The sequence below is a fragment of the Cellulomonas sp. NTE-D12 genome, assembly GCF_027923705.1.
Taxonomy (GTDB): domain Bacteria; phylum Actinomycetota; class Actinomycetes; order Actinomycetales; family Cellulomonadaceae; genus Cellulomonas.
The window spans coordinates 2,824,910-2,846,828 of the sequence record NZ_AP026442.1; the positions used below are offsets into that span (position 1 = coordinate 2,824,910).

Below are 21,919 nucleotides of genomic sequence, written 5' to 3' on the forward strand. Positions count from 1 at the left end.
GCACGGCTGGGTGCCGCGCGCCAGATTACTCGACATCGAGAGATCTCGCGGCGCGGGTCCCGGCGCCGGCCTCCGACGCGCCACAGCAGCGGCTGGCATGCTGGGGGCCGATCCCCGATCTCCACCCGTACTCACGACAGGACGACCATGTCCCAGCAGAAGCCCGACCCCGCCGACATCACGGCGGCGACCGCGTCCGACGCACCCGTCGAGACCGAGGCCGTCCCGGCCGGCACCCACCCCGAGCCCGTGTCGGAGCCCGAGGAGCTGGCCGACGTCACCGCCGAGGGCGAGCTGGTGCTCGACGAGGACGTCGAGACCTACGTCGAAGGACCCTCGCTGGCCGCCAAGCTCGGCGCCGAGGCGCTCGGCACGTTCGTGCTGGTGTTCGCCGGCGTCGGCGTCGCCCTGTACTCCGCCTTCAGCGGCGTCGGCGGCACCCTGGCGGTCGCGCTGGCCTTCGGCATCGCCGTGCTGGCGGGCATCATCGCGTTCGGCCGGGTCTCCGGCGGGCACTTCAACCCCGCGGTGACCCTCGGCGCGGCGGTGGCCGGCCGCACCCGCTGGGCCGACGTGCTGCCCTACTGGCTGGCCCAGGTGGTCGGCGGCGCGCTCGGTGCGGCCGTGCTGTTCCTGACGGTGCCGAGCGGTCTGCCGCAGATCCTGGGGCACCAGTCCGGCGGCGTCCGCGCCCTGTTCAGCACGGTCTCCACCGGCTACGGCACCCACTCCCCGCTGGCGCACGTGCTGGCGCAGAACCAGATCACGTCCGACGTCACGTTCGGAGTCGGCGCCGCGCTGCTGGCCGAGGCGGTCGGCACGGCGATCTTCGTCGCGGTGATCCTCGGCGCTACGGACCGTCGCGCCAACCTGCAGCACGTCCCGTTCGCGGTGGGTCTGACGCTGTCCGCCGTCATCCTGGTGCTGCTGCCGATCACCAACGCGTCGGTGAACCCGGCGCGGTCGCTCGCGACGGCGATCTTCTCCGAGGGCTGGGCGCTCAAGCAGGTCTGGCTGTTCTGGGTGGCTCCGCTGCTCGGTGCCGCCGTGTCCGGCCTGCTGTACCGGGCCTTCGCGCGCGAGCCGATCGAGGACGACCTGTTCGGCGAGGAGGACGAGGAAGAGATCCTCGTCGTGCAGTAAGGCACCTTCGCACCCCGTCGACGCCCGCCGTCTGCCTCCCGCTCCGGGAGCTCAGCCGGCGGGCGTCGCGCTGAGCAGGGTGCGCAGCGGCACGTCCGGGTCCGCGGCGGCCGCGACGTCGACGCGCGGCAGGCTCGCACCGGTGAACGCGCGGCGCGCCGCACCGACCTCGCGGTGACGGTCGACGACCAGGACTGCGGTGACACGGTCGCCGGCGAGCCAGAGGACGCTCCAGCCGGCGGACGCCGTGGGGTCGCCGCGGACCACGACCTCGTCGGCGGCGCCCGGCTGACCGAGCAGCACCAGGTCGTGGCCGAGCTGGGTGGAGAACACCTCGGGCGCGGGGTCGGCCAGCACGGGGTCGGCCAGCACGGGGTCGGCCAGCACGGGGTCGGTCAGCACGGGGTCGTCCAGCGTGACCAGGTGGTGCGCCAGCGCCTCTGGTCCGCGCAGCGCCGCCTCCCAGTGCCCGCCCGCGACCCAGCCGTGCCGGGCCGACCGACGCACCGCCACGTCGCCGACAGCCCAGACGCCCGGGACGGGCCGGCGACCCGCCAGCACCCGGTACCGTTCGTCGACCCGGACGGCACCGGACGCGTCCCGCGGCAGGGTGTCCCCCAGCCAGCCGGTCGCCGGGCGGGCGCCCACCGCGGCCAGCACCGTGGCCGCAGGCAGCCGTCGACCGTCGGCCAGCCGGACGCCGCCGTCCTCCACGGCAGCGACGGGCGCGCCGGTCAGCAGCTCGACGCCGGCCGCCGCGTACCAGGGCGCCGTCAGCGCACCGACCCGGCTGCCCAGCGCGGTGCTCAGCGGCGCGCCCGCCGCCTCGACGACGGTCACGGGGCTGCCGCTCGCCGCGACCACACCGGCCACCTCGGCACCGATCCAGCCCGCGCCGATCACCACCAGCGGCCCACCGGCCGCGAGCGCGGCCCGCAGCCGGTCGGCGTCGGCTGTGGTGTGCAGCGTGCGGGCGGAGGGCCAGGCCGGAGGGCGGACGGCATGGGCGCCGGTCGCGAGCACGACGTGGTCGGCGCGCACCGCGCCGGTGTCCGTGGCGACACCGGGCCGTCCGGGCTCGTCGAGCAGCAGGGCGCGCGCGGGTCGGTCCAGCTCGACGCGGTCGGCCAGGGCCGCGACGTCCACCCCGAGCTCGTCGGTCAGCCAGGCGGGTGCGGTGCGGTCGAGCAGGTGCTTGGACAGCGGCGGCCGGTCGTACGGCGGCACACCCTCGGCGCCGAGCACGTGGATGTGGCCGTCGAACCCGGCGGTCCGCAGCTCGGCCACGGTGCGCGTGGCGGCCAGCCCGGCGCCGACCACCAGGACGTCACGGGCGGCCGGGTTGCTGCGCACCGGGCCACGGTAGTCTGCCGAGAGGGAGGCACGGATGGGCGCTGAGCATGCGGTCGGTCGTGCGCCGACGGGCGCACCGACCTCCGGTGGCGCACCCCGCACACCGTCCGCCACCGCGTCCACGTGGCCCCGGATCGACGCAGGCGGCACCTCGATGAGCAACCCCGGCGCAGTGCCACCGATGGCTGCGTCCTCGCCCTCGCCTGCAACGGGAGCCGTCCCGCTGGTCGCCCGGCGCCGGCCTCGCCTGCCGCGTTCGGTCCTGCTGGTGGTGCTCGGGGTCGCCCTCGTGGTGGTCGGCGCCCTGCTGCTCGGCACCCGGGCGGCGGCGGGTCTGCTCGCGCTGCACCTGCTGGTGTGCGCCGTCGTGCGGGCCGTCCGCCCGGCCCCCGGACCGAACGCGTTGGCCGTGCGCTCACGCGCTCTCGACGTGCTGACCCTGACTGCGTTCGCCCTGGTCCTCGGCGTGCTGGCGGCGATCGTCCCCAGCGCGCGCTGACGGCTGCCGCGACAGCCGCGGCAGGCACCGTCACGGGACGGGCTCGTCCGGGACCGCCGTCTGCACGGTCCCGGACGGTGCCCGTCAGTGGGCGAAGTGCCGCGTCCCGGTCAGGTACAGGGTGACGCCGGCCGCCTTCGCCGCCTCGATCACCTCGGGGTCACGCACGGAGCCGCCCGGCTGCACGACGGCGCGCACCCCGGCGTCCAGCAGCACCTGGAGGCCGTCGGCGAACGGGAAGAAGGCGTCCGACGCGGCGACCGAACCGCGCGCCCGCGCCTGACCGTCCGCGTCGGCGCGCTCGACGGCCAGCCGGCACGAGTCCACGCGGTTGACCTGCCCCATCCCGACGCCGACCGAGGCGCCGTCGGCGGCGAGCAGGATCGCGTTCGACTTCACCGCCCGGACGGCGCGCCAGGCGAACGCGAGGTCGGCCAGCGTGGCGTCGTCGGCCGCCTCGCCTGCGGCGAGCGTCCACGTGGTCGGGTCGTCGCCCGCGGCGTCGATCCGGTCCGCCCGCTGCACGAGCAGGCCACCGCTGATCGAGCGCTGCTCGAGGCGGGCGGCCGGCGGGGTGTCCACGACCAGGAGGCGCACGTTCTTCTTCTGCGAGAGCAGCTCGAGGGCGTCGTCGTCGAAGGCCGGCGCCAGCACCACCTCGGTGAACACCGGCGCGATCTGCTGAGCCGCCGCCAGGGTGATCGGCACGTTCGCGGCGATCACACCGCCGAACGCCGACACCGGGTCGCACGCGTGGGCCTTGGCGTGGGCGTCCGCCACGTCGGTGCCGACGGCGATGCCGCACGGGTTGGCGTGCTTGATGATCGCGACGGTGGGCTGGTCGCCGTGGTCGTGCGCCGCACGCCAGGCCGCGTCGGCGTCGACGTAGTTGTTGTAGCTCATGGCCTTGCCGTGCAGCTGGGTCGCCTGGGCCAGCCCCCGCGCACCGTCGCCGGCGGTGTACAGCGCCGCCGCCTGGTGCGGGTTCTCGCCGTACCGGAGCACCGCCGAGCGCGTCCACGTGCCGCCGACCCATGCCGGGAAGCCGGTGTGCTCACCCTCGACCTCGTCGGTGCTGGTGGCGACGTTGCCCATCCAGGAGGCGACCGCCACGTCGTAGGTCGCCGTGTGCACGAACGCCTCCGCGGCGAGCCGGGTGCGCTGCGCCAGCGTGAAACCGCCGGCCGCGACCGCCTCGACCACCGCGGGGTAGCCGGACGGGTCGACGACGACGGCGACGCTCGGGTGGTTCTTCGCGGCGGCCCGGACCATCGAGGGGCCGCCGATGTCGATCTGCTCGACGCACTCGTCGACGGACGCCCCCGAGGCGACGGTCGCGGTGAACGGGTAGAGGTTGACGACCACCAGCTCGAACGGAGCCACGCCGAGGCCCTCGAGCTGGGCCAGGTGCTCCGGGCGGCGGGTGTCGGCGAGGATCCCGGCGTGCACCCGCGGGTGCAGGGTCTTGACGCGGCCGTCGAGGCACTCGGGGAAGCCCGTCAGCTCCTCGACGCGGGTGACCGGGATTCCGGCGCCGGCGATGGTCGCGGCCGTCGAGCCGGTGGACACCAGCTCGACCCCGGCCGCGTGCAGTGCGGTGGCGAGCTCGACGAGGCCCGTCTTGTCGTAGACGGAGACGAGCGCGCGGCGGACGGCGCGGCGACCGTCGCCGGTCGAGGTTGCGGGGGTGGACTGGCTGGGCTGCTGGGACATCGAGCACTCTCCCGGGTCGGGGCGCCGCGGTCACGGCGCGGGGCGGACCCGGGCACCCAGGCGGACGGTGCACGGACGACGGTGGTGCGGCCGCTCCCCGGTGGTGATCCACCTCGGTTCGCCAGTCACGGCCGAGACCATGCTATCCGGCGACCGGAGCACCGCCGAGCCGCACGTGACGGCCCTCGACGCTGAGTCCCTCCCGGACCACCCGCCCCACGACGTCGACCAGCAGCTCCCGCTCGACGGTCTTGATGCGCTCGTGGAGCGTCGCCTCGTCGTCCCCCTCGAGCACCGGCACCGCCGACTGCGCGACGATCGGGCCCGAGTCGACGCCCTCGTCGACCACGATCACCGAGCAGCCGCTGACCTTGACCCCGTGCGCGAGGGCGTCCCGGACCGCGTGCGCACCGGGGAAGGCCGGCAGCAGCGCGGGGTGCGTGTTGAGCGTCCGGCCACCGTGCTCGGCGAGGAACGCCTGGCCGACCAGCCGCATGAACCCGGCGAGGACCACCAGGTCCGGGGTGAACACCCGGACCGTCTCGGCGAGGGCGCGGTCCCACGCCGCACGGTCCGCAAAGTCCGCCGGGGCCACCACGGCCGTGGCCACCCCGGCCTCCCGCGCGCGCTCGAGCGCCCTGACGCCGTGCCGGTCGGAGACGACCGCGACGACGCGCGCGCCGTACGCCGGGTCGGAGTGCGCGGCCAGCAGGGCGTCGAGCGTCGAGCCGGTGCCCGAGACCAGCACGACGACGCGCCCCGCGGTGCGGGTGGACGGTGCGGGAGGGGTCGGGCCGGGCGGGGTCGGGCCGGGAGGGGTGGGGCCGGGAGCGGCGGTCACGGGGGAACCCTAACCGGGCACCGACGGACGCCCGACGTCCCCGTCGACGGCCCGGGGGACAATGAGGTGTGAGCAACCCGTACGCCCCGCCGGACGACCGGCCCCGCGGCGACGAGGCGCCGGCCGACCGCGGCGCTCCCGACGGGCGGCACGGCGTGACCGGTCCCGGGAAAGGACCGTCCAGCGGACCGTTCCACGGCCCCGACGGGCAGGCACCGGCACCGTGGCCGGGCGTCCGTCCCGCCGACCGGCCTGGCGTGGGGCAGGGTCCCGGTCAGCAGGAGGTGCCGCCGCCGGTCAGCCCCGCGCAGCTGTCGCGGATCGCCGCGGGCATGCGCTTCGGCGCCGCCCTGGTGCTCGCGGCGCTGCTGGTCCAGCTGCTGCCGCTGCCCTGGGGGCTGCTCGCGCTGCCGTTCGCGCTGCTGGGCACGGGCGTGGTGGGACGGACCATGCTGCTGATGTCCCGGGCACGGGTGCGGGGGCCCGCCTCCGTGCTGACCACCCTGCTGCTGGTGGTGGGCGTCGGCAGCGTGGCGGTCTCGCTGATGCTGGCCGCCTACTGGGCCGCCGGTGCCGACTCGTACCCGTGCGAGCAGTCGGCGCTCACCGTGCAGGCCCACTACTCGTGCGCGGCGCTCCTGCCGCAGCAGGGGTCGGTGCACCTCCCCTGACGGCCGACGGCCGAGCGCGAGCGCTCAGGCCCCGCCGAGCTCGGTGTCGTCCGGCACCCACGGGTCGACCGCCCGCCGGTGCACCAGGTGCCGCACAGCGGTGCGGACCACAGGGGCGCTCAGCGTCGTCGTGACCGCGGCACCGACCCACACCCAGAACCCGACCCGCAGGCCGACCAGCCACCCCTCCGCTCCGACGACGGCCATCCGGCCCGGGCCCGCGGCCCCGCTCGCCGCCGTCACCACGAGCGCGACCAGCACCGCGACCACCCCCGCGAGCAGCCCCGCCGCCGCGGCCGGGTGCCACCACCGCCGCGCGGACCAGCGGCGGTGCAGCACCAGTCCGGCCAGCACGCCGACCAGGGCGAGCACCAGCGGCAGCACCGTGGCCGCGATTCCGTGCACCGTCTCGGCGGGCAGCATGCCGAGCAGCGGGACCGCCGGGAGCGATCCGGGCACGACGGCGTCGGGAGCGAACCGGGACCCCGCGCCGACGGAGAAGCCGACGCCGGAGACCCACGTCAGGGCCCAGACCACCATGTTCGGCAGGTAGCCGAGCTGGACCACGGCGAGCACGACGCCGCCGATCACGTCGAGGTTCAGCCCGCCGACGACGGACGCGACCTGGGCCCGCCCGTCCAGCAGCCAGCCGCACGTCACCAGGCTGGAGACCACCGCGAGCAGCGCGACCGTGAGCAGGCCCGTGCCGAGCGCCGCGCGCAGCACGGGTGGCAGCCGACGCGTCAGCGGCTGCGCGAGCCGTGCCCACGTCGGCGCGTCGCTCTTGCGCATCACCCCCGTGCCGAGCCCGAGCAGCGCGACCACCGCCCCGCCGAGCAGGGCGCGCGGCAGCCCGCCGCGCGCCGCCGGCGTCAGCGCGGCCATCCCGGCCACCACCAGGACGTAGGTCGCCATCCCGGACAGCGAGGAGGACCAGCTCGCCGCGCCCGACCGCCGGGCCGAGGCGTGGCAGGTGTACACGGCGAGCGCGCTCACGCCCAAGGGCACCAGGCCGACCGTGATCGCCCCGACGCTGACCGTGACGCCGTGCCCGAGCAGCCAGACCGCGGTGCCGACCCCGACGGCACGCACCCAGGGCACGCCGTCGTTCGCCGGGTCGGCCGAGGTCGCCACGAACGCGGCGACCGACGGGACCACGATGACCAGCCACGACAGCAGGGCGCCCTGCAGGGCGGCGAGCACGCCCGCGACCCACCGGGGGGCGCCGTCGAGCGCGCTGCCGAGATCGACGGCCAGCGCGAGGTCACCGGCACGTCCGCGGGTCGTCCGCGGCGCGCGGCGGCGGGTGGCGGGGTCGGTGCGCAGGCTCACGCGCCCATGGTCGGCCGACCGCCGCGTGCCGTCCGGCAGGCACGTCCGGCGAGTCGCTCACGGCGCGACCCGGCGCCGTCGCGCGCGCCGCAGCGCGCGCGACGCCCCCGCGGGCTCAGGACAGCAACGCGCGGACCAACGCGGCGGTCTCGGACGGCGTCTTGCCGACCTTGACCCCGGCGGCCTCGAGGGCCTCCTTCTTGGCCTGCGCGGTACCCGACGAGCCGGAGACGATCGCACCGGCGTGGCCCATCGTGCGGCCCTCCGGGGCGGTGAACCCGGCGACGTAGCCGACCACCGGCTTGGTGACGTGGTCCCGGATGTACGCCGCGGCACGCTCCTCGGCGTCGCCGCCGATCTCGCCGATCATCACGATCGCCTCGGTGTCCGGGTCCTCCTCGAACGCGGCGAGCGCGTCGATGTGCGTGGTCCCGATGATGGGGTCGCCGCCGATGCCGATCGCCGTGGAGAAGCCCAGGTCACGCAGCTCGTACATCATCTGGTAGGTCAGCGTGCCGGACTTGGACACCAGCCCGATGCGGCCGGGGCCGGTGATGTCCGCCGGGATGATGCCGACGTTCGACTGCCCGGGGCTGATCAGGCCGGGGCAGTTGGGGCCGATCACCCGCACGCCGTTGTCCTGCGCGTAGGCGAAGAACGCGGCGGTGTCGGCCACCGGGACGCCCTCGGTGATGACGACGACCAGCGGCACGCGGGCGTCGACCGCCTCGACGACCGCGTCCTTGGTGAAGGCCGGCGGGACGAAGACGACGGACACGTCGGCACCCGTCTGCGCGACCGCCTCGGCGACCGTCCCGAAGACGGGGACGTCACCGGTGGGGAACGTCACGGTGGTGCCGGCCTTGCGCGGGTTCACGCCGCCGACCACCTGGGTGCCGGACGCGAGCATCCGGGTGGTGTGCTTGGTCCCCTCGGACCCGGTCATGCCCTGCACGATCACCCGCGACGCAGCGGTGAGGAAGATGGCCATGGCTGTTCGTCTCTCTCGTCGTCGGGTGGCTCAGGCGGCCGTCGAGGCCAGGCGGGCCGCGTCGTCCGCGCCGCCGTCCATCGTGTCGGCCAGCGTCACCAGCGGGTGCGCCGCCTCGGTGAGGATCCGGCGGCCCTCGGCGACGTTGTTGCCGTCGAGGCGGACGACCAGCGGCTTGGACGCCTCGTCGCCGAGGATGCCCAGGGCCGCGACGATGCCTCGCGCGACCTCGTCGCACGCGGTGATGCCACCGAACACGTTGACGAACACGGCCTTCACCTGCGGGTCGGACAGGATGATGTCCAGCCCGTCGGCCATCACCTGCGCCGAGGCGCCGCCGCCGATGTCGAGGAAGTTGGCGGGCTTGACCCCGCCGTGGCCCTCACCGGCGTAGGCGACCACGTCGAGCGTGCTCATCACCAGGCCGGCGCCGTTGCCGATGATGCCGACCTGACCGTCGAGCTTGACGTAGTTCAGGCCCTTCTCCTTGGCGCGCGCCTCGAGCGGGTCGGCCGCGGCCTTGTCCTCGAGCTCGGCGTGGTCCGGGTGCCGGAAGTCGGCGTTGGCGTCCAGCGACACCTTGCCGTCGAGCGCGATCACGTCGCCGTCCTCGGTCAGCACCAGCGGGTTGACCTCGACCAGCGTCGCGTCCTCGTCGCGGTAGACCGCCCACAGCCGCTCGAGCACGTCCACGACCTGACCGGCCACCTGCTGGTCGAAGTCCGCGGCCCGGACGATCTCCTCCGCCTTGGTGCGGTCGATGCCGGTGCGCGGGTCGACGGCGACGCGGGCGAGAGCCTGCGGGCGCTCGACGGCGAGCTGCTCGATCTCCATGCCGCCCTCGACGGACGCCATCGCCAGGTACCGGCGGTTGGCCCGGTCCAGCAGCAGCGACACGTAGTACTCGTTGGCGATGCGGGCTCCCGCGGCCACCATCACGCGGCGCACCGTGTGGCCCTTGATGTCCATGCCGAGGATCTGGCCGGCGACCTGCTCGGCCTCGTCGGCCGACCGGGCGAGCTTGACGCCACCGGCCTTGCCGCGGCCACCCACCTTCACCTGGGCCTTCACGACGACGACGCCACCGCTCTCGCCGAGCAGCCGCTCGGCCGCGGCCCGCGCCTCCGCGGGGGTCGTCGCGACGATGCCCGGCAGGACCGGTACCCCGTGCTTCTCGAACAGGTCCCGTGCCTGGTACTCGAACAGGTCCACGCCGGCGCGTCCTCTCGCTCGTCCCGCACGTCGGTGTAGGCGACGTGCGCACCGGTGGCGACTCTAGCCGGGGACCGGCGATTTCTCGACATCGAGAGATTCCGTCGACGCGCCGGGCGGCGGGGGTGGTGGCGGCCGAGCTGCATCTGCCTCCAGAGGGCGTCAAGTCGTCTTGACAGGGTGGTGGACGTCAATCTAGGTTGACGGCCATGACCGACGAGTTGCTCGACAGGGCGACCTCCGACGACCCGGCGAGCGGCCTGGCCGCCGTCGGGGCGCTGCGTGAGCTCGCCGACCGCCTCGAGGCGCTGCAGGTGGAGCGTGCGCGGCGGCTCGGCTGGTCGTGGCAGCAGGTCGCCGCCGCCCTGGGCGTGTCCCGACAGGCCGTCCACCAGAAGTACGGGAAGAGGTTGGGCTGATGTTCGAGAGGTTCACGCAGGACGCCCGCACCGCCGTGGTGCTGGCACAGGAGCTCGCGCGCGAGCTGCACGCCGACCGGGTCGGCACCGAGCACATGCTGGTCGGCGCGGTGCGGACCGAGGGGTCGGCCGCCTCTCGCGCGCTCGCCTCGCTCGGCATCCGCCCGGCCGACGTCGACGCCGCGGTGCGGCGCCGCAGCAGCACCGGGCTCGACGCGGACGCCCTCGCGGCGCTCGGCATCGACCTCGAGGCCGTCCGCGCCCGGGCCGAGCGGCTGTTCGGCGTCGGTGCGCTCGACCGGCCCGCACCCGGCCGGGGCGGCCGACGAGGCACCCACGTCCCCTTCGACACCACCGCCAAGAAGCTGCTCGAGACCACCCTGCGCGAGGCCGTCGCAGCCGGGCACCGGCGCATCGACACCGGCCACGTGCTGCTCGCGGCCGTGCGTCTCGACGAGGTCCCGGCGCACCAGGTGCTGCTCGGCCTCGGGCTGGCGCCCGAGGAGGTCCGGCGGGCAGTCCGACGGGCGTGGGCCGAGCCCGACGACGGCCCGGCCAGCGTTCTGGTCGGCTGAGGCCGCCCCGGCGTCAGAGACTCAGCCGGACCACGTTCCAGGACACCGGCGGCACGGTCAGGCTGAGCCTTCCGTCCTCGACGGTCGCGGTCGCGTTGGAGCGGGGCGCCACGCTGCTGTCGTCGTCCACCGTCGCCTGCCAGGTGTGGTCCGGGTTCGACAGCGTGCTCGCGGAGGTGAGCCGCAGCCCCGGGATCGAGCGCAGGTCCACCTCGAGGCGCGCCTCCTGGGTGGTCGACCGGTTGACGGCGAACAGCGCCACGGCACCGGTCTCGGGATCGTGGGTCGCGACCGCATCGACCAGGGGCGCGTCCCCGAACTTGGCCGTCTCGTACGTCGGCACGTCGATCGCCACCTGCAGCACGTCGCCGACGGCGGCGGACGACGCCTGCGCGAACGGGTGGAAGATCGTCTGCTTCCACGACCGGCCGCCCGGCTCGGTCATGATCGGCGCGATCACGTTGACCAGCTGGGCCAGGCTCGCCGCGGCGACGCGGTCGGTGTGCCGCAGCAGGCTGATCAGCAGGCTGCCGACAACCACGGCGTCCGCCACGTTGTAGCGGTCCTCCAGCAGGACGGGCGCCACCGGCCAGTCGTCGCCGGTCGGCGGCTGGGACTCGGCGCGGTGCTGGTACCAGACGTTCCACTCGTCGAACGAGATCGCGATGCGCTTGGACAGCTTCTTGTGGGCGCGGACGGCGTCCGCCGTCGCCGCGACCGACGTGATGAAGTGGTCCATGTCGAGCGCCGAGGCGAGGAACGAGCCGAGGTCACCGTCCTGCTCGCAGTAGTACGCGTGCGCCGAGATCATGTCGACCTGCTCGTAGGCCTCGGTCAGCACGGTCTGCTCCCACTCGCCGAAGGTCGGCATCCCGACCCCCGACGACCCGCTGGCCACCAGCTCGAGGTCCGGGTCGATCATCCGCATCGCGCGCGCGGTCTCCGCGGCCAGCCGGCCGTACTCGTGAGCCGTCTTGTGACCGATCTGCCAGGGCCCGTCCATCTCGTTGCCCAGGCACCACATCTTGACCTTGTAGGGCGCCTGCGCGCCGTTGGCCCGGCGCAGGTCCGACAACGCCGTGCCGCCGGGGACGTTGCAGTACTCCAGCAGGTCGAGGGCCTCCTGCACACCGCGGGTGCCGAGGTTGACCGCCATCATCGGCTCGACCTGCGCCGCGGCTGCCCACCGCATGAACTCGTCGACACCCACGAGGTTGGGCTCGGTCGAGTGCCACGCGAGGTCCAGCCGTCGCGGCCGACGGTCCACCGGACCGATCCCGTCCTCCCACCGGTACCCGGACACGAAGTTGCCACCCGGGTAGCGGACGGTGGAGACGCCCAGCTCACGGGTCAGCTCGATGACGTCCTTGCGGAAGCCGTCCGCGTCGGCGGTCGGGTGGGACGGGTCGTGGATCCCGGTGTAGACGCAGCGACCGAGGTGCTCGACGAACGAGCCGAAGGTGCGCCGGCGGACCGGGCCGACACGGAACGCCGGGTCGAGGGTGAGGGTCGCGGTGAACATGCTGGTGGAGCTCCTGGGGTGCGGGCGGCGCTGCTCGGACGGTTGCGGCTCCCGAGCGCGGCACGCTGGGGCCGAGTTCTGGAACGTTGTAGTACAACGATAGAGAGGATCACCCGGACCTGACAAGCGGAGCGAGCGGGACGGCCGACGGACGTCGTCCTAGGACGTCGCCGTCGACTCCCGCGCCACCACCGTGAACTCCGCGACCACGGTGCGCGGTGGCCCGGCGGCGTCCCCGCGGTCGATCCGCTCGCGCAGCAGCCGGACGGCCGTCTGCGCGATCTGGTCCCGTCCGGGGGAGATCGACGACAGGGTCGGTGCCGAGTACTGCGCCTCCTCGATGTCGTCGAAGCCGATCACCGCCACCTGCTCCGGCACCGCCACGCCGCGGCGGTGCAGCGCGTGCAGCACGCCGAGGGCCAGCGCGTCGTTCATCGCGAACACCGCGTCCACGCCGACCCCGGAGTCCAGCAGCCGGTCCATCGCGGCGGCACCGGCGGCGCGGTTCCAGAACCAGGCCTCCGCCACGAGCGCGGGCTCGAACGGCAGACCGGCCGCCTCCAGCGCCTCCCGGTAGCCCTGGAGCCGCAGCACCGCCGAGCCGGACACCTCCCCCGGATGGGCGCCGACGGTCGCGACCCGGCGCCGTCCCCGTGCCACCAGGTGCTCCGTCGCGGCGCGCGCGGCGTCGACGTTCGCCATGGTCACGTGGTCGGCGTCCGCACCGAAGATGCGCTCCCCGAGCAGGACCATCGGGAAGTCGAGGCGCAACGACGCCAGGTCGGCGAGGTCGAGCGCCAGCGGCGAGTAGAGCAGCCCGTCGGTCAGCTGCCTCTGGGCGCTGGTCAGCACGGCGAGCTCCCGGGTGCGCTCCGCACCCGTCTGCTCGATGAGCACCGTGAGACCCTCGCGCTCGGCCGCGCCGATCACGGAGTCGGCGAGCTCGGCGAAGTACGGCAGCCGCAGCTCGGGGACGGCGAGGCCGATGATGCCCGTCGAGCCGCGGCGCAGGTTCCGGGCGCTGAGGTTGACCTGGTAGCCGAGCTCGGCGATCGCCTGCTCGACCCGCTCCCGCGTGGCCGGGCGGATGTACGGGTACGCGTTGAGCACGTTCGAGACGGTCTTGATCGACACGCCGGCCCGGGCGGCGACGTCGTGCATCGTCACACCGCCCGTGCGACCTGCACGGCTCATCCCGTCACCCTCTCCTGCCGTCGCGTCCGCGCCACAGCGTGGCAGACGCAGCCCCCGCCCGAGCGCACGCGTCCGCGTCGCCGGATCGTACATCGTTGTACGGCGCCCCGACCAGCCCCTCTGCACCGCAGTGACGCACCTGCGACGCACGCTCGACGCCGACCGACGTCAGCGGGACGCTGGACGCATGACGACCGAGGAGATCGCGCGCGAGGTGCGCGCGGAGCAGCAGGTGGCGGTGGTGCGCGGGCGGATGACGACCGAGCAGCTGCCAGGGTTCCTGGGTGGTGCGTTCGGCGAGGTGATGACGACCGTCGCGGCGCAGGGCCGGCACGTCGCCGGCATGCCATTCGGTCGGTACGTGCCCGTCGGCGACGGGACGTTCGACGTCGAGGCCGGCTTCCCGGTGGACGCGCCGGTGGTGGCGCAGGGCCGGGTGGCGCCGAGCACGCTGCCCGGCGGACCGGCGGTCAGCGTGGTGCACCGCGGCAGCTACGACACGGTGGCCGCGGCGTACGAGCTGCTGCTGCGGTCGGTGAGCGAGGCCGGCGCGGAACCCGCGGGAGCGCCGTGGGAGTCCTACCTCGACGAGCCGGGGGTGCCCGAGCCGCGGACCGAGGTGGTGCTGCCGTACGCCGACCGCGCCACCGGCGCGTAGCCGCTACAGCTTGGTGACGGGCGAGAACCGGAGCAGCAGCCGCTTGGTTCCGGCCGAGCCGAAGTCGACCTTGACCACCGCGTTGGGACCGGCACCCTCGAGCGCCACGACCGTCCCTAGGCCGTAGGCGTCGTGCGTCACCTTGTCGCCGACGGCGAGGGTGGGGACCGCGCCCTCAGGTCGGGGCTTGGCGGACCCGAACGTGGCGCCCGTGGACGGCAGGGGCGCCCGCTCGGTCCGCGACCCGCCTCCGCCGCCGGACGATCCACGTGGCCCGTCGTTCCAGGACGACCCGCGGCCCCCGCCGCTGCCGAACCCGGACCCCCAGCCGCCGCGGATCCGCGACGTCGACGACTCGCGCCGCCGCCAGTCGATCAGCTCGTCCGGCAGGTCCTCGAGGAACCGGCTCGGCGGGAACTCGTTCGGCACGCCCCACGCGGTGCGGACCGCGGCGCGGGAGATGTACAGCCGCTGCCGGGCGCGCGTCAGCCCCACGTACGCGAGCCGGCGCTCCTCCGCGAGCTGGTCCGGGTCGGACAGCGACCGCAGGTGCGGGAACGTGCCGTCCTCGAGGCCCGTGAGGAACACCACCGGGAACTCCAGCCCCTTGGCGGTGTGCAGCGTCATCAGGGTGACGACGCCCTGGTCGGGGCCGGCGCCCTCGTCCCCGCCGTCCGGCGTGGGGATCTGATCGGAGTCCGCCACCAGGGACACGCGCTCGAGGAAGTCGGCCAGGTCCCCGTCGGGGTCGCCCTGCTCGAACTCGGTGGCCACGGCGTGCAGCTCGGCGAGGTTGTCCACGCGGGAGCCGTCCTGCGGGTCGTCCGACGCTCGCAGCTCCGCCAGGTAGCCGCTGCGGTCCAGCACCGCACCGAGCACGGTCGCCGGACCCGCGTCGGCCGCCAGCTCGCGCAGGCCGCCCAGCAGCTCACGGAACGCGGCCAGCGCCGTCACCGCCCGGGTGCCGAGCCCCGGCACCTCGTCGAGCCGCTCGAGCGCCGCGCCGAAGCTGATCCGCTCCCGCTCGGCGAAGGCGGCCACCATCGCCTCCGACCGCTCCCCCAGCCCACGCTTGGGCACGTTGAGGATGCGGCGGGTGTTCACGTCGTCGTCCGGGTTGGCGATCGCGCGCAGGTAGGCGACGGCGTCCTTGATCTCGCGGCGCTCGTAGAACCGCGTGCCGCCGACCACCTTGTAGGGCAGGCCGACGCGGACCAGCACCTCCTCGATCGCACGGGACTGCGCGTTGGCCCGGTAGAAGATCGCGACGTCACCGGGCCGCACGTCGGCGGTGTCACCGAGGCGGTCGATCTCCTCGGCGACGAACCGGGCCTCCTCGCGCTCGTCGTCGGCGACGTACGCGACGATCTGCGGGCCGGCACCGGCGTCGGTCCACAGCCGCTTGGGCTTGCGGCCCGGGTTGCGGGAGATCACCGCGTTGGCGGCGGAGAGGATCGTCTGCGTGGAGCGGTAGTTCTGCTCGAGCAGGATGGTGCTCGCGTCCGGGTAGTCCGCCTCGAACTCGAGGATGTTGCGGATGTTGGCGCCGCGGAACGCGTAGATCGACTGGTCGGCGTCGCCCACGACCGTCAGCTCGCCGCGCGGCACGCCGTCCGAGCCGTCGCCCACCAGCTCCTTGACCAGCACGTACTGCGCGTGGTTGGTGTCCTGGTACTCGTCCACCAGCACGTGCCGGAACCGGCGGCGGTAGTGCTCGGCGACCGCCGGGAACGCCTGCAGCAGGTTGACCGTGGTCATGATCAGGTCGTCGAAGTCCAGCGCGCTGGCCTGTCGGAGTCGCTGCTGGTAGCGCGAGTAGACCTGCGCCAGCGCGGTGTCGAAGTCGTTGGCGGCGCCCTGGCCGCTGGTCGCCGCGAACGTCTCGGGGTCGACCAGCTCGTCCTTGAGGTTGCTGATCTTGGCCGCGAGCGCCTTGGCCGGGTAGCGCTTGGGATCCAGGTCGAGCTCACGGGCGACCAGCGTCAGCAGGCGCTGCGAGTCCGCCGAGTCGTAGATGGAGAACGAGGAGCGCAGGCCGAGCGTGGTGGCCTCGCGGCGCAGGATGCGCACGCACGCCGAGTGGAAGGTGGACACCCACATCCGCTGCGCCGAGGGGCCGACCAGGGCCTCGACGCGCTCGCGCATCTCGGCGGCGGCCTTGTTGGTGAAGGTGATCGCGAGGATCTCCCCCGGGCGGGCGCGGTGCGTGGCCAGCAGGTGCGCGATCCGGTGGGTCAGCACGCGCGTCTTGCCGGAGCCGGCGCCCGCGACGATCAGCAGCGGACCGCCCTCGTGCAGCACGGCCGCGCGCTGCTGCGGGTTCAGGCCTTCGAGCAGCTCGTGGGCGCGGGCCTCGTCACGCGCCTGCGCCTGCTCGCGCGCACGCGCACGGTCGTCGTCCGGCACGTCGGACGTCCCCGCGCGCTCGTCCTCCCGGGGCGGGAGCACCACCGGCAGGCCCGAGGACTCCCCGACGTGCGTGGGCCGGACGGAGCCGGACGCGGGGGTGCCGCGGACCGACCCGGGGAGGGGCAGGGACAGGTTCTCGAACAGCGACGTCATGGCCCTACCAGGGTAGGCGAGCGGACCCACACCCCTGGGCGCGGCGGGCCTGATCAGCGGGTGACCAGCGCCACCACCCAGACGCCCGCGACGAGGAGCGCCGCCGTCAGCTCCACCAGCACCGTCAGGCCGGCTGCGCGCAGGGTGACGCCGGTCGCGCGCCAGGCCGCTGCGTGCGCCCGCAGCCGCACCCGCTCCGCCAGGTAGACACCGAGCACGAACCCGAGCACCACCCCGACGACGGGGACGACGACGAACCCGACCACGCCGAGCACCCCGCCCCACACGAGTGCCGATCGCGGCACTCCCCCGCGCCGCAGCTGCCGCCCGGCGAGCAGGTACTTCAGCACCTGTCCGGCGGCGGTGAGCAGCACCGCGACCACGGTGACCGTCCAGCCGCGCGGCCCGCCGGTCAGCGCACCCCATCCCGCGACCGACGCACCGACCAGCACGGCGCCGGGCAGCACCTGCACGACGGTGCCGACCAGGCCGATCGCGACCAGGGTGCCGACGAGCCAGGTCAGCTCCCCGGCTGCGCCGATCGTCACGCCGACCGGGCTACGGCCAGAGCACCGCCACCGCGACGTTGCACGCCGTCAGGCCGCCGATGGTCAGCACCAGCCAGCGCGGCACGCCCTTGTCCTTGCGCCGGCCTCCCCAGGCCACCAGCCCGGTGACGACCAGGGCGACGACGAGCTTCACGCCGAGCTTGGCGTTGCTGACGTGCTCGTCCGGCTTCCACGCGCCGGACGTCAGCAGGAACGCGAGGATCAGACCGGTGACCAGGGCGGTCAGCGCGCCGTGCAGCATCCCGGTGGGGATGCGCGGCGGCCGGAGGCTCACCAGGGCGCCGCCGAGCACGATGGCCCAGCCGATCAGGTGCAGCACGACGAGGACACCAGCGACGACGGTCATGCGGCGACCCTACGAGACCGCCCCGTGCGGCGCGTCTCAGAGCAGCCGACGCGCCGCCGCCCACCGGGTCAGCTCGTAGCGGCTGGACAGCTGCAGCTTGCGCAGCACCGCCGAGACGTGGGTCTCGACCGTCTTCACCGAGATGAACAGCTCGCCGGCCACCTCGCGGTAGGAGTAGCCGCGGGCGATCAGCCGCATCACCTCGCGCTCGCGTGCCGACAGGCGGTCGAGCTCGTCGTCGCCCGTGGCCACGTCGCCCGCCGCGGTGCCGAACGCGTCGAGCACGAAGCCGGCCAGCCGCGGGGAGAACACGGCATCGCCCCCCGCCACGCGCAGCACCGCGTCGGTCAGGTCGGGACCGCTGATCGCCTTGGTGACGTAGCCCCGCGCGCCGACGCGGATGACACCGACGACGTCCTCGGCGGCATCGGACACCGACAGCGCGAGGAAGCGCGTGCCCGCGAGCAGGTCCGCGCACCGGCGGATCACCTCGGCACCGCCACCGCCGTCACCCCCGGGCAGGTGCACGTCGAGCAGCACGACGGGCGGCCGCAGCCGGTGGATCACCTCGACGGCCTCGTCGACGCAGTCGGCCTCGCCCACCACGTCGACACGCTCGTCCAGGGACGCACGCACGCCGGTGCGGAACATGTGGTGGTCGTCCACCAGCACCACGTCCACCGGCGGACGCACCGCGCTCGTCGTCATCGGGCCACCTCCGTCCTCTCCGCCCGTCCGTCACCGTCCGCCGCCGGCCGCGCCACGACGGGCGGGACGACCGCCGCGCCGACGGGGAGCAGCAGGTGCACCTCCGTGCCGCGGTCCGGCCGGCTGGTCACCGTCGCCTTGCCCCCGCGCCGGTGCACGCGCCCCATGATGGACTCCCGCACGCCGAACCGGTCGGGACCGATCGCGTCCACGTCGAACCCGTCGCCGTGGTCGCGGACGAACACCTCGACCTCGTCCGGACGGACCTCGAGGTAGAGCGAGACCGGCGGGCGGCCGTGCACCACGGCGTTGACCAGGGCCTCCCGGCTCGCGGCGAGCAGGGCGTCGGTCCCCTCGTCGGGCACCCGGTCGCCGACCACGACGGTGTCGACCGCGACGGGCTCCCCGCCCGGCCCCGAGCGGGAGTCCTCCACCTCGGCGACCACCGCGCGCAGGGCTGCCGCCAGCGACGTGCCCGGGGCCGGTCGGTCGTCGTAGAGCCACTCGCGCAGCTCGCGCTCCTGGGCGCGGGCCATGCGCGCGACCTCGGCAGGCTCGTCCGATCGGGCCCGGATCAGCGCGAGGGTCTGCAGCACGGAGTCGTGCAGGTGCGCGGCCATGTCCGCCCGCTCCGCCTCGCGGGCCCGGGCGGCGCGCTCGTCCCCCAGCTCGCGCCACAGCCGCAGCCACCACGGCGCCAGCACCAGCCCGACGCCGGCCAGCACGGCCACCGCCGCGACGACCGCCTGCAGCAGCACAGCGGGCGCGATGCCCTGCCCCGTGGCGCCACCCACGAGCAGCAGCACCCCGACGCCGGCCAGCACCACGCCGCCGACCAGGCGCAGCACGCTGACGGGCACGCGTCCACCGGCGCGCTCCCGCAGCCGTCCCCGCTGCACGGCGTCCAGCTGGCTCCACGCCAGCACCAGACCGGCCGCGACGAGCATCGCCGGCAGCACCCACTGCAGCCCGAGCGAGCCCTGCTGCCGGGCGAGCAGCAGCGCCGCAGCGCCCGCCATCAGCAGCACGCCGACGGCCACGTCCGTCACCGGGAGGCGGCTGGGCGTCCCGTCGGTGCCCTGCCGGCGGGCCAGCCGGGCGAACGCCGCGGGCCGCGCGGCCTCGGCTGCCTCGGCGGGGTCACCCTCCGGGACCGTCAGCCACCAGAACCCGTAGAGCAACGGCCCGACGCCGAGCACGGGCGTGAGCACCACGAAGAGGACCCGCACCAGGCGGACCGAGATGCCGAGGTGCACGGCCAGCCCGATGGCCACCCCGGCCAGCCGACGGCCCTGGGCCGGGCGCCGCCACGGCAGGCGCGGCGGCGCGGGAGGCGGCACGGGAGCGGTCCACACAGGTCGATCGTGACACGTCCGGGTGCAGGTGAGGGCAGCCGCCGGGGCAGGATCAGGGGCGGTTCAGGGTGCGCTCAGGGGGTCACCCGATGGTGGCGGCGGGACGCCTCGGCGGACGATCGGGACATGGACAACCCGACCTCCCCCACGCCGGCACCCGGGCCGGCACCCGCCCCGCCGGCGGGGTTCTTCGCGGCGATCCGCCGCACCGGGCTCTACCGTTCCGACGACCGCTGGATCGGCGGCGTCTGCGGCGGCCTGGCCGCCCGGTTCGGCGTCGACCCGCTGCTGGTGCGCGGCATCGTCGCCGTCACCGTGCTGCTGGGCGGCTTCGGCCTGGTGCTCTACGCCATCGGCTGGGCCCTGCTGCCGGAGCAGCGGGACGGCCGGATCCACCTCGAGGGCCTGACGCTGGGGCACCCGGACATCGCGCTGCTCGGCGCACTGGTGATGCTGCTCGTCGGGCTGGGACGCGGCTCCTACTTCGGCTTCGACGGCCACGTCCCCGGCTGGATCCAGGGTCTGTTCTGGGTGGCCGCCGTGGTGGGCGCCGTCGTGCTGGTCGCGACCGCGGCATCCCACCGGAGCACCACGCCGCGCCCGCCGACGCCCTACGGCCCGTTCCCGGGCGGCCCGGTGCCGCCCGTGCCCCCGGCGGCCGGAACGGCGTCGACCACCTATACCGCCGCAGCCGGCTACCGTCCGGCCGCGCAGACGACGCCGGCACCCGCTGCCTATGGCGCCGCACCCCAGCCCGGGCCGACGACCGGCCAGCCCGGTGGCCCCGGTGCCTACCCACCGCCCGGCCCCTACGGGCCGTACCCCGGCCCTGCAGCACCGGCCGGCCGTCCCGGCTACCCGCCGCAGGCTCCGTACTCCCCGGGACCCGTCCCGCCGCGCCCCGTCGCGACGGCCACGCCCGTGTACCCGTCACCGGTCCGGCGCTCCGCCGGCCTGCCGTGGGTGGGCAGCGTGGTGGCGCTCGGCCTGCTGACCCTCGCCGGCCTGCTGATCGCGCAGCGCACCACGGACTTCACGGGACCGGTCGTCGCTACCGCGGCGGGGGTCACGGTGGTGCTCGCCGGACTGGCGACCATCGCGGTCGGGCTGCGGGGACGTCGCAGCGGCGGGCTGACCGCCGTCGCGATCATCGCGGTCCTGATCGCCGGACCGGCCGCGCTCGGCGAGCGCAGCGACTGGACCTCCCCGGGTCTGTCGCACGCGCAGCAGGTCAACGGGTCGTCCACCGTCACGGTGTCCGACCGGGCCGAGGCCGCGCGCGGCGTGCGCGCCGGCGTCGGGAACACGCGGATCGACCTGAGCGCGGTGCCGATGGACGCCAGCACCCTCGAGGTACCGCTGTGGCTCGCGGTGGGCAACTACACCGTGGTGGTGCCGCGCGGCACGGCCGTCACGGCGACGGTCGACCTCGGCGCCGGCTCCGTCAGCTGGCGGCTCGACGGCGGCAACGACCAGGCGAACGGCGTCGGCATCTCCCAGCGCAACTTCGCCAACCAGGCCGCGTCCAGCGGCACGTCGCAGCTGCACCTGCGGATCAGCATGGGCACCGGCGACCTGACCATCGAGGAGCAGTGATGAGCACCGACGACACCCGCCCGCTGCCCGCGGCGGACGACGAGACCCCCACCCGGGCGATCGAGCCGGTCGCGGCGGACGAGGCCGGGCCGGCGGTCGACACCGCCGCCCTGGACCAGGACAGCGCAGGGACCACCCGGCCGCTGCCGGTCGCCGAGGAGAGCGTCGCGACGTCCCGCGAGAGCGCGGACGCGCCGCGGCCGGCCGCAGCGACCGAGACGGCGCCACCACCGCGGCCGACCGGGGCGGCTGCACCCGCGCCCGTATCCGCCCCGGCACTAGCACCCGCTCCAGCACCCACGCCCGCCACACCGGCCGGGCCGGAGCTGCGGGTCGGGACGGTGGTGTGGGGCCTGGTGGTGGCGGTCGTCGGGATCGGGATCGTCTCGTTCGCCTGGGGCGCCCGGATCGACGGCGGGCTCGCGCTGATCGTGCTGCTCGCCGGAGCAGGAGTCGCGCTGCTGGTCGGTTCGCTCGTCGTGGCGCTCCGCCGGCCGCACCGGCGGGACGGGCGGGCCTGAGCCGGCGCGCGGGGGGCGCGCCGCGGACGTGCACCGCGAGGCGGTCGGGTCGGCCCGGAGGGCCGGAGACGGTGGGCCGACCCGGCCGAGCAGCAGGTCAGCAGGGTGATGAGGGACGAAAGAACGAGGGACGGTCGAC

The 21,919-nt window shown here is 74.9% G+C and carries 21 protein-coding genes and 1 riboswitch; of the genes, 8 read left to right on the forward strand and 13 right to left on the reverse strand.

The window, feature by feature from the left end; translation table 11 throughout:
* Positions 1-147 precede the first annotated feature (147 nt).
* Positions 148-1,143, forward strand: a complete 996-nt coding sequence (locus QMF98_RS13030; RefSeq protein ID WP_337973429.1) for an aquaporin — start codon at positions 148-150, stop codon at positions 1,141-1,143.
* Positions 1,144-1,194: 51 nt separating this feature from the next.
* On the opposite strand, the gene QMF98_RS13035 is transcribed toward QMF98_RS13030, so the two are convergent.
* A complete protein-coding gene (locus QMF98_RS13035) occupies positions 1,195-2,496 on the reverse strand; it encodes an NAD(P)/FAD-dependent oxidoreductase (RefSeq protein ID WP_337973430.1) in 1,302 nt (433 codons plus the stop codon).
* Positions 2,497-2,677: 181 nt separating this feature from the next.
* On the opposite strand from QMF98_RS13035, the gene QMF98_RS13040 reads away from it, so the two are divergent.
* Positions 2,678-2,995 carry a DUF3017 domain-containing protein gene (locus tag QMF98_RS13040; protein ID WP_337973431.1) on the forward strand — a complete coding sequence of 106 codons (318 nt, stop codon included), beginning with the start codon at positions 2,678-2,680 and terminating at the stop codon, positions 2,993-2,995.
* A gap of 84 nt (positions 2,996-3,079) precedes the next feature.
* Here QMF98_RS13040 and purH read toward each other — a convergent pair whose 3' ends face one another.
* Together purH and purN are read right to left on the reverse strand one after the other, a co-directional pair.
* Positions 3,080-4,708 carry a bifunctional phosphoribosylaminoimidazolecarboxamide formyltransferase/IMP cyclohydrolase gene (gene purH / locus QMF98_RS13045; protein ID WP_337973432.1) on the reverse strand — a complete coding sequence of 543 codons (1,629 nt, stop codon included), beginning with the start codon at positions 4,706-4,708 and terminating at the stop codon, positions 3,080-3,082.
* A 47-nt stretch (positions 4,709-4,755) separates the two neighbouring features.
* Positions 4,756-4,847, reverse strand: a riboswitch (ZMP/ZTP riboswitch).
* A 3-nt stretch (positions 4,848-4,850) separates the two neighbouring features.
* Complete coding sequence (gene purN / locus QMF98_RS13050) at positions 4,851-5,549, reverse strand: phosphoribosylglycinamide formyltransferase (RefSeq protein WP_490715611.1); 699 nt, start codon at positions 5,547-5,549, stop codon at positions 4,851-4,853.
* 68 nt (positions 5,550-5,617) lie between these two features.
* On the opposite strand from purN, the gene QMF98_RS13055 reads away from it, so the two are divergent.
* The gene (locus tag QMF98_RS13055; RefSeq protein WP_337973433.1) at positions 5,618-6,220 is read left to right on the forward strand and encodes a hypothetical protein; all 603 of its coding nucleotides are present in this window, start codon (positions 5,618-5,620) and stop codon (positions 6,218-6,220) included.
* 24 nt (positions 6,221-6,244) lie between these two features.
* On the opposite strand, the gene QMF98_RS13060 is transcribed toward QMF98_RS13055, so the two are convergent.
* The 3 genes from QMF98_RS13060 to sucC all read right to left on the reverse strand — a co-directional run bounded on the left by QMF98_RS13060 (position 6,245) and on the right by sucC (position 9,755).
* Positions 6,245-7,552 carry a cell division protein PerM gene (locus QMF98_RS13060; RefSeq protein WP_337973434.1) on the reverse strand — a complete coding sequence of 436 codons (1,308 nt, stop codon included), beginning with the start codon at positions 7,550-7,552 and terminating at the stop codon, positions 6,245-6,247.
* A gap of 115 nt (positions 7,553-7,667) precedes the next feature.
* The gene (sucD, locus tag QMF98_RS13065) at positions 7,668-8,543 is read right to left on the reverse strand and encodes a succinate--CoA ligase subunit alpha (protein WP_337973435.1); all 876 of its coding nucleotides are present in this window, start codon (positions 8,541-8,543) and stop codon (positions 7,668-7,670) included.
* Between the two features lie 30 nt (positions 8,544-8,573).
* Positions 8,574-9,755: an ADP-forming succinate--CoA ligase subunit beta gene (gene sucC, locus QMF98_RS13070; RefSeq protein ID WP_337973436.1), complete on the reverse strand. Its 1,182-nt coding sequence runs from the start codon at positions 9,753-9,755 to the stop codon at positions 8,574-8,576.
* A gap of 209 nt (positions 9,756-9,964) precedes the next feature.
* On the opposite strand from sucC, the gene QMF98_RS13075 reads away from it, so the two are divergent.
* On the forward strand, positions 9,965-10,174 hold the full coding sequence (locus QMF98_RS13075) for a helix-turn-helix domain-containing protein (protein WP_490715612.1): 210 nt from the start codon (positions 9,965-9,967) through the stop codon (positions 10,172-10,174).
* Positions 10,174-10,749 (forward strand): Clp protease N-terminal domain-containing protein, encoded by a 576-nt coding sequence (locus QMF98_RS13080; RefSeq protein WP_337973438.1) that lies wholly within the window; start codon positions 10,174-10,176, stop codon positions 10,747-10,749. Before QMF98_RS13075 ends, QMF98_RS13080 begins: the two co-directional genes overlap by 1 nt.
* Before the next feature lie 13 nt (positions 10,750-10,762).
* On the opposite strand, the gene arfA is transcribed toward QMF98_RS13080, so the two are convergent.
* Complete coding sequence (arfA, locus tag QMF98_RS13085) at positions 10,763-12,271, reverse strand: arabinosylfuranosidase ArfA (RefSeq protein WP_337973439.1); 1,509 nt, start codon at positions 12,269-12,271, stop codon at positions 10,763-10,765.
* 159 nt (positions 12,272-12,430) lie between these two features.
* Complete coding sequence (locus tag QMF98_RS13090; protein WP_337973440.1) at positions 12,431-13,465, reverse strand: LacI family DNA-binding transcriptional regulator; 1,035 nt, start codon at positions 13,463-13,465, stop codon at positions 12,431-12,433.
* A 187-nt stretch (positions 13,466-13,652) separates the two neighbouring features.
* Between QMF98_RS13090 and QMF98_RS13095 the strand changes: the two genes are divergently transcribed.
* Entirely contained in the window at positions 13,653-14,123 is a 471-nt protein-coding gene (locus QMF98_RS13095; RefSeq protein WP_337973441.1) for a GyrI-like domain-containing protein, read from the forward strand.
* A gap of 3 nt (positions 14,124-14,126) precedes the next feature.
* Here the strand turns inward: QMF98_RS13095 and pcrA are convergent, their stop codons facing one another.
* The 5 genes from pcrA to QMF98_RS13120 are packed head-to-tail and all read right to left on the reverse strand — an operon-like array spanning position 14,127 to position 19,663.
* A complete protein-coding gene (gene pcrA / locus QMF98_RS13100; protein ID WP_337973442.1) occupies positions 14,127-16,685 on the reverse strand; it encodes a DNA helicase PcrA in 2,559 nt (852 codons plus the stop codon).
* A gap of 53 nt (positions 16,686-16,738) precedes the next feature.
* Positions 16,739-17,233 carry a DUF456 domain-containing protein gene (locus QMF98_RS13105; RefSeq protein WP_337973443.1) on the reverse strand — a complete coding sequence of 165 codons (495 nt, stop codon included), beginning with the start codon at positions 17,231-17,233 and terminating at the stop codon, positions 16,739-16,741.
* Positions 17,234-17,243: 10 nt separating this feature from the next.
* The gene (locus tag QMF98_RS13110) at positions 17,244-17,600 is read right to left on the reverse strand and encodes a hypothetical protein (protein ID WP_337973444.1); all 357 of its coding nucleotides are present in this window, start codon (positions 17,598-17,600) and stop codon (positions 17,244-17,246) included.
* Positions 17,601-17,636: 36 nt separating this feature from the next.
* Entirely contained in the window at positions 17,637-18,308 is a 672-nt protein-coding gene (locus QMF98_RS13115; protein WP_263729599.1) for a LuxR C-terminal-related transcriptional regulator, read from the reverse strand.
* The gene (locus tag QMF98_RS13120; protein WP_337973445.1) at positions 18,305-19,663 is read right to left on the reverse strand and encodes an ATP-binding protein; all 1,359 of its coding nucleotides are present in this window, start codon (positions 19,661-19,663) and stop codon (positions 18,305-18,307) included. The genes QMF98_RS13115 and QMF98_RS13120 overlap by 4 nt, the downstream gene beginning before the upstream one ends.
* A 126-nt stretch (positions 19,664-19,789) precedes the next feature.
* On the opposite strand from QMF98_RS13120, the gene QMF98_RS13125 reads away from it, so the two are divergent.
* Together QMF98_RS13125 and QMF98_RS13130 are read left to right on the forward strand one after the other, a co-directional pair.
* Positions 19,790-21,259: a PspC domain-containing protein gene (locus tag QMF98_RS13125; RefSeq protein WP_337973446.1), complete on the forward strand. Its 1,470-nt coding sequence runs from the start codon at positions 19,790-19,792 to the stop codon at positions 21,257-21,259.
* On the forward strand, positions 21,259-21,780 hold the full coding sequence (locus tag QMF98_RS13130) for a hypothetical protein (RefSeq protein ID WP_337973447.1): 522 nt from the start codon (positions 21,259-21,261) through the stop codon (positions 21,778-21,780). Before QMF98_RS13125 ends, QMF98_RS13130 begins: the two co-directional genes overlap by 1 nt.
* Positions 21,781-21,919: the final 139 nt, after the last annotated feature.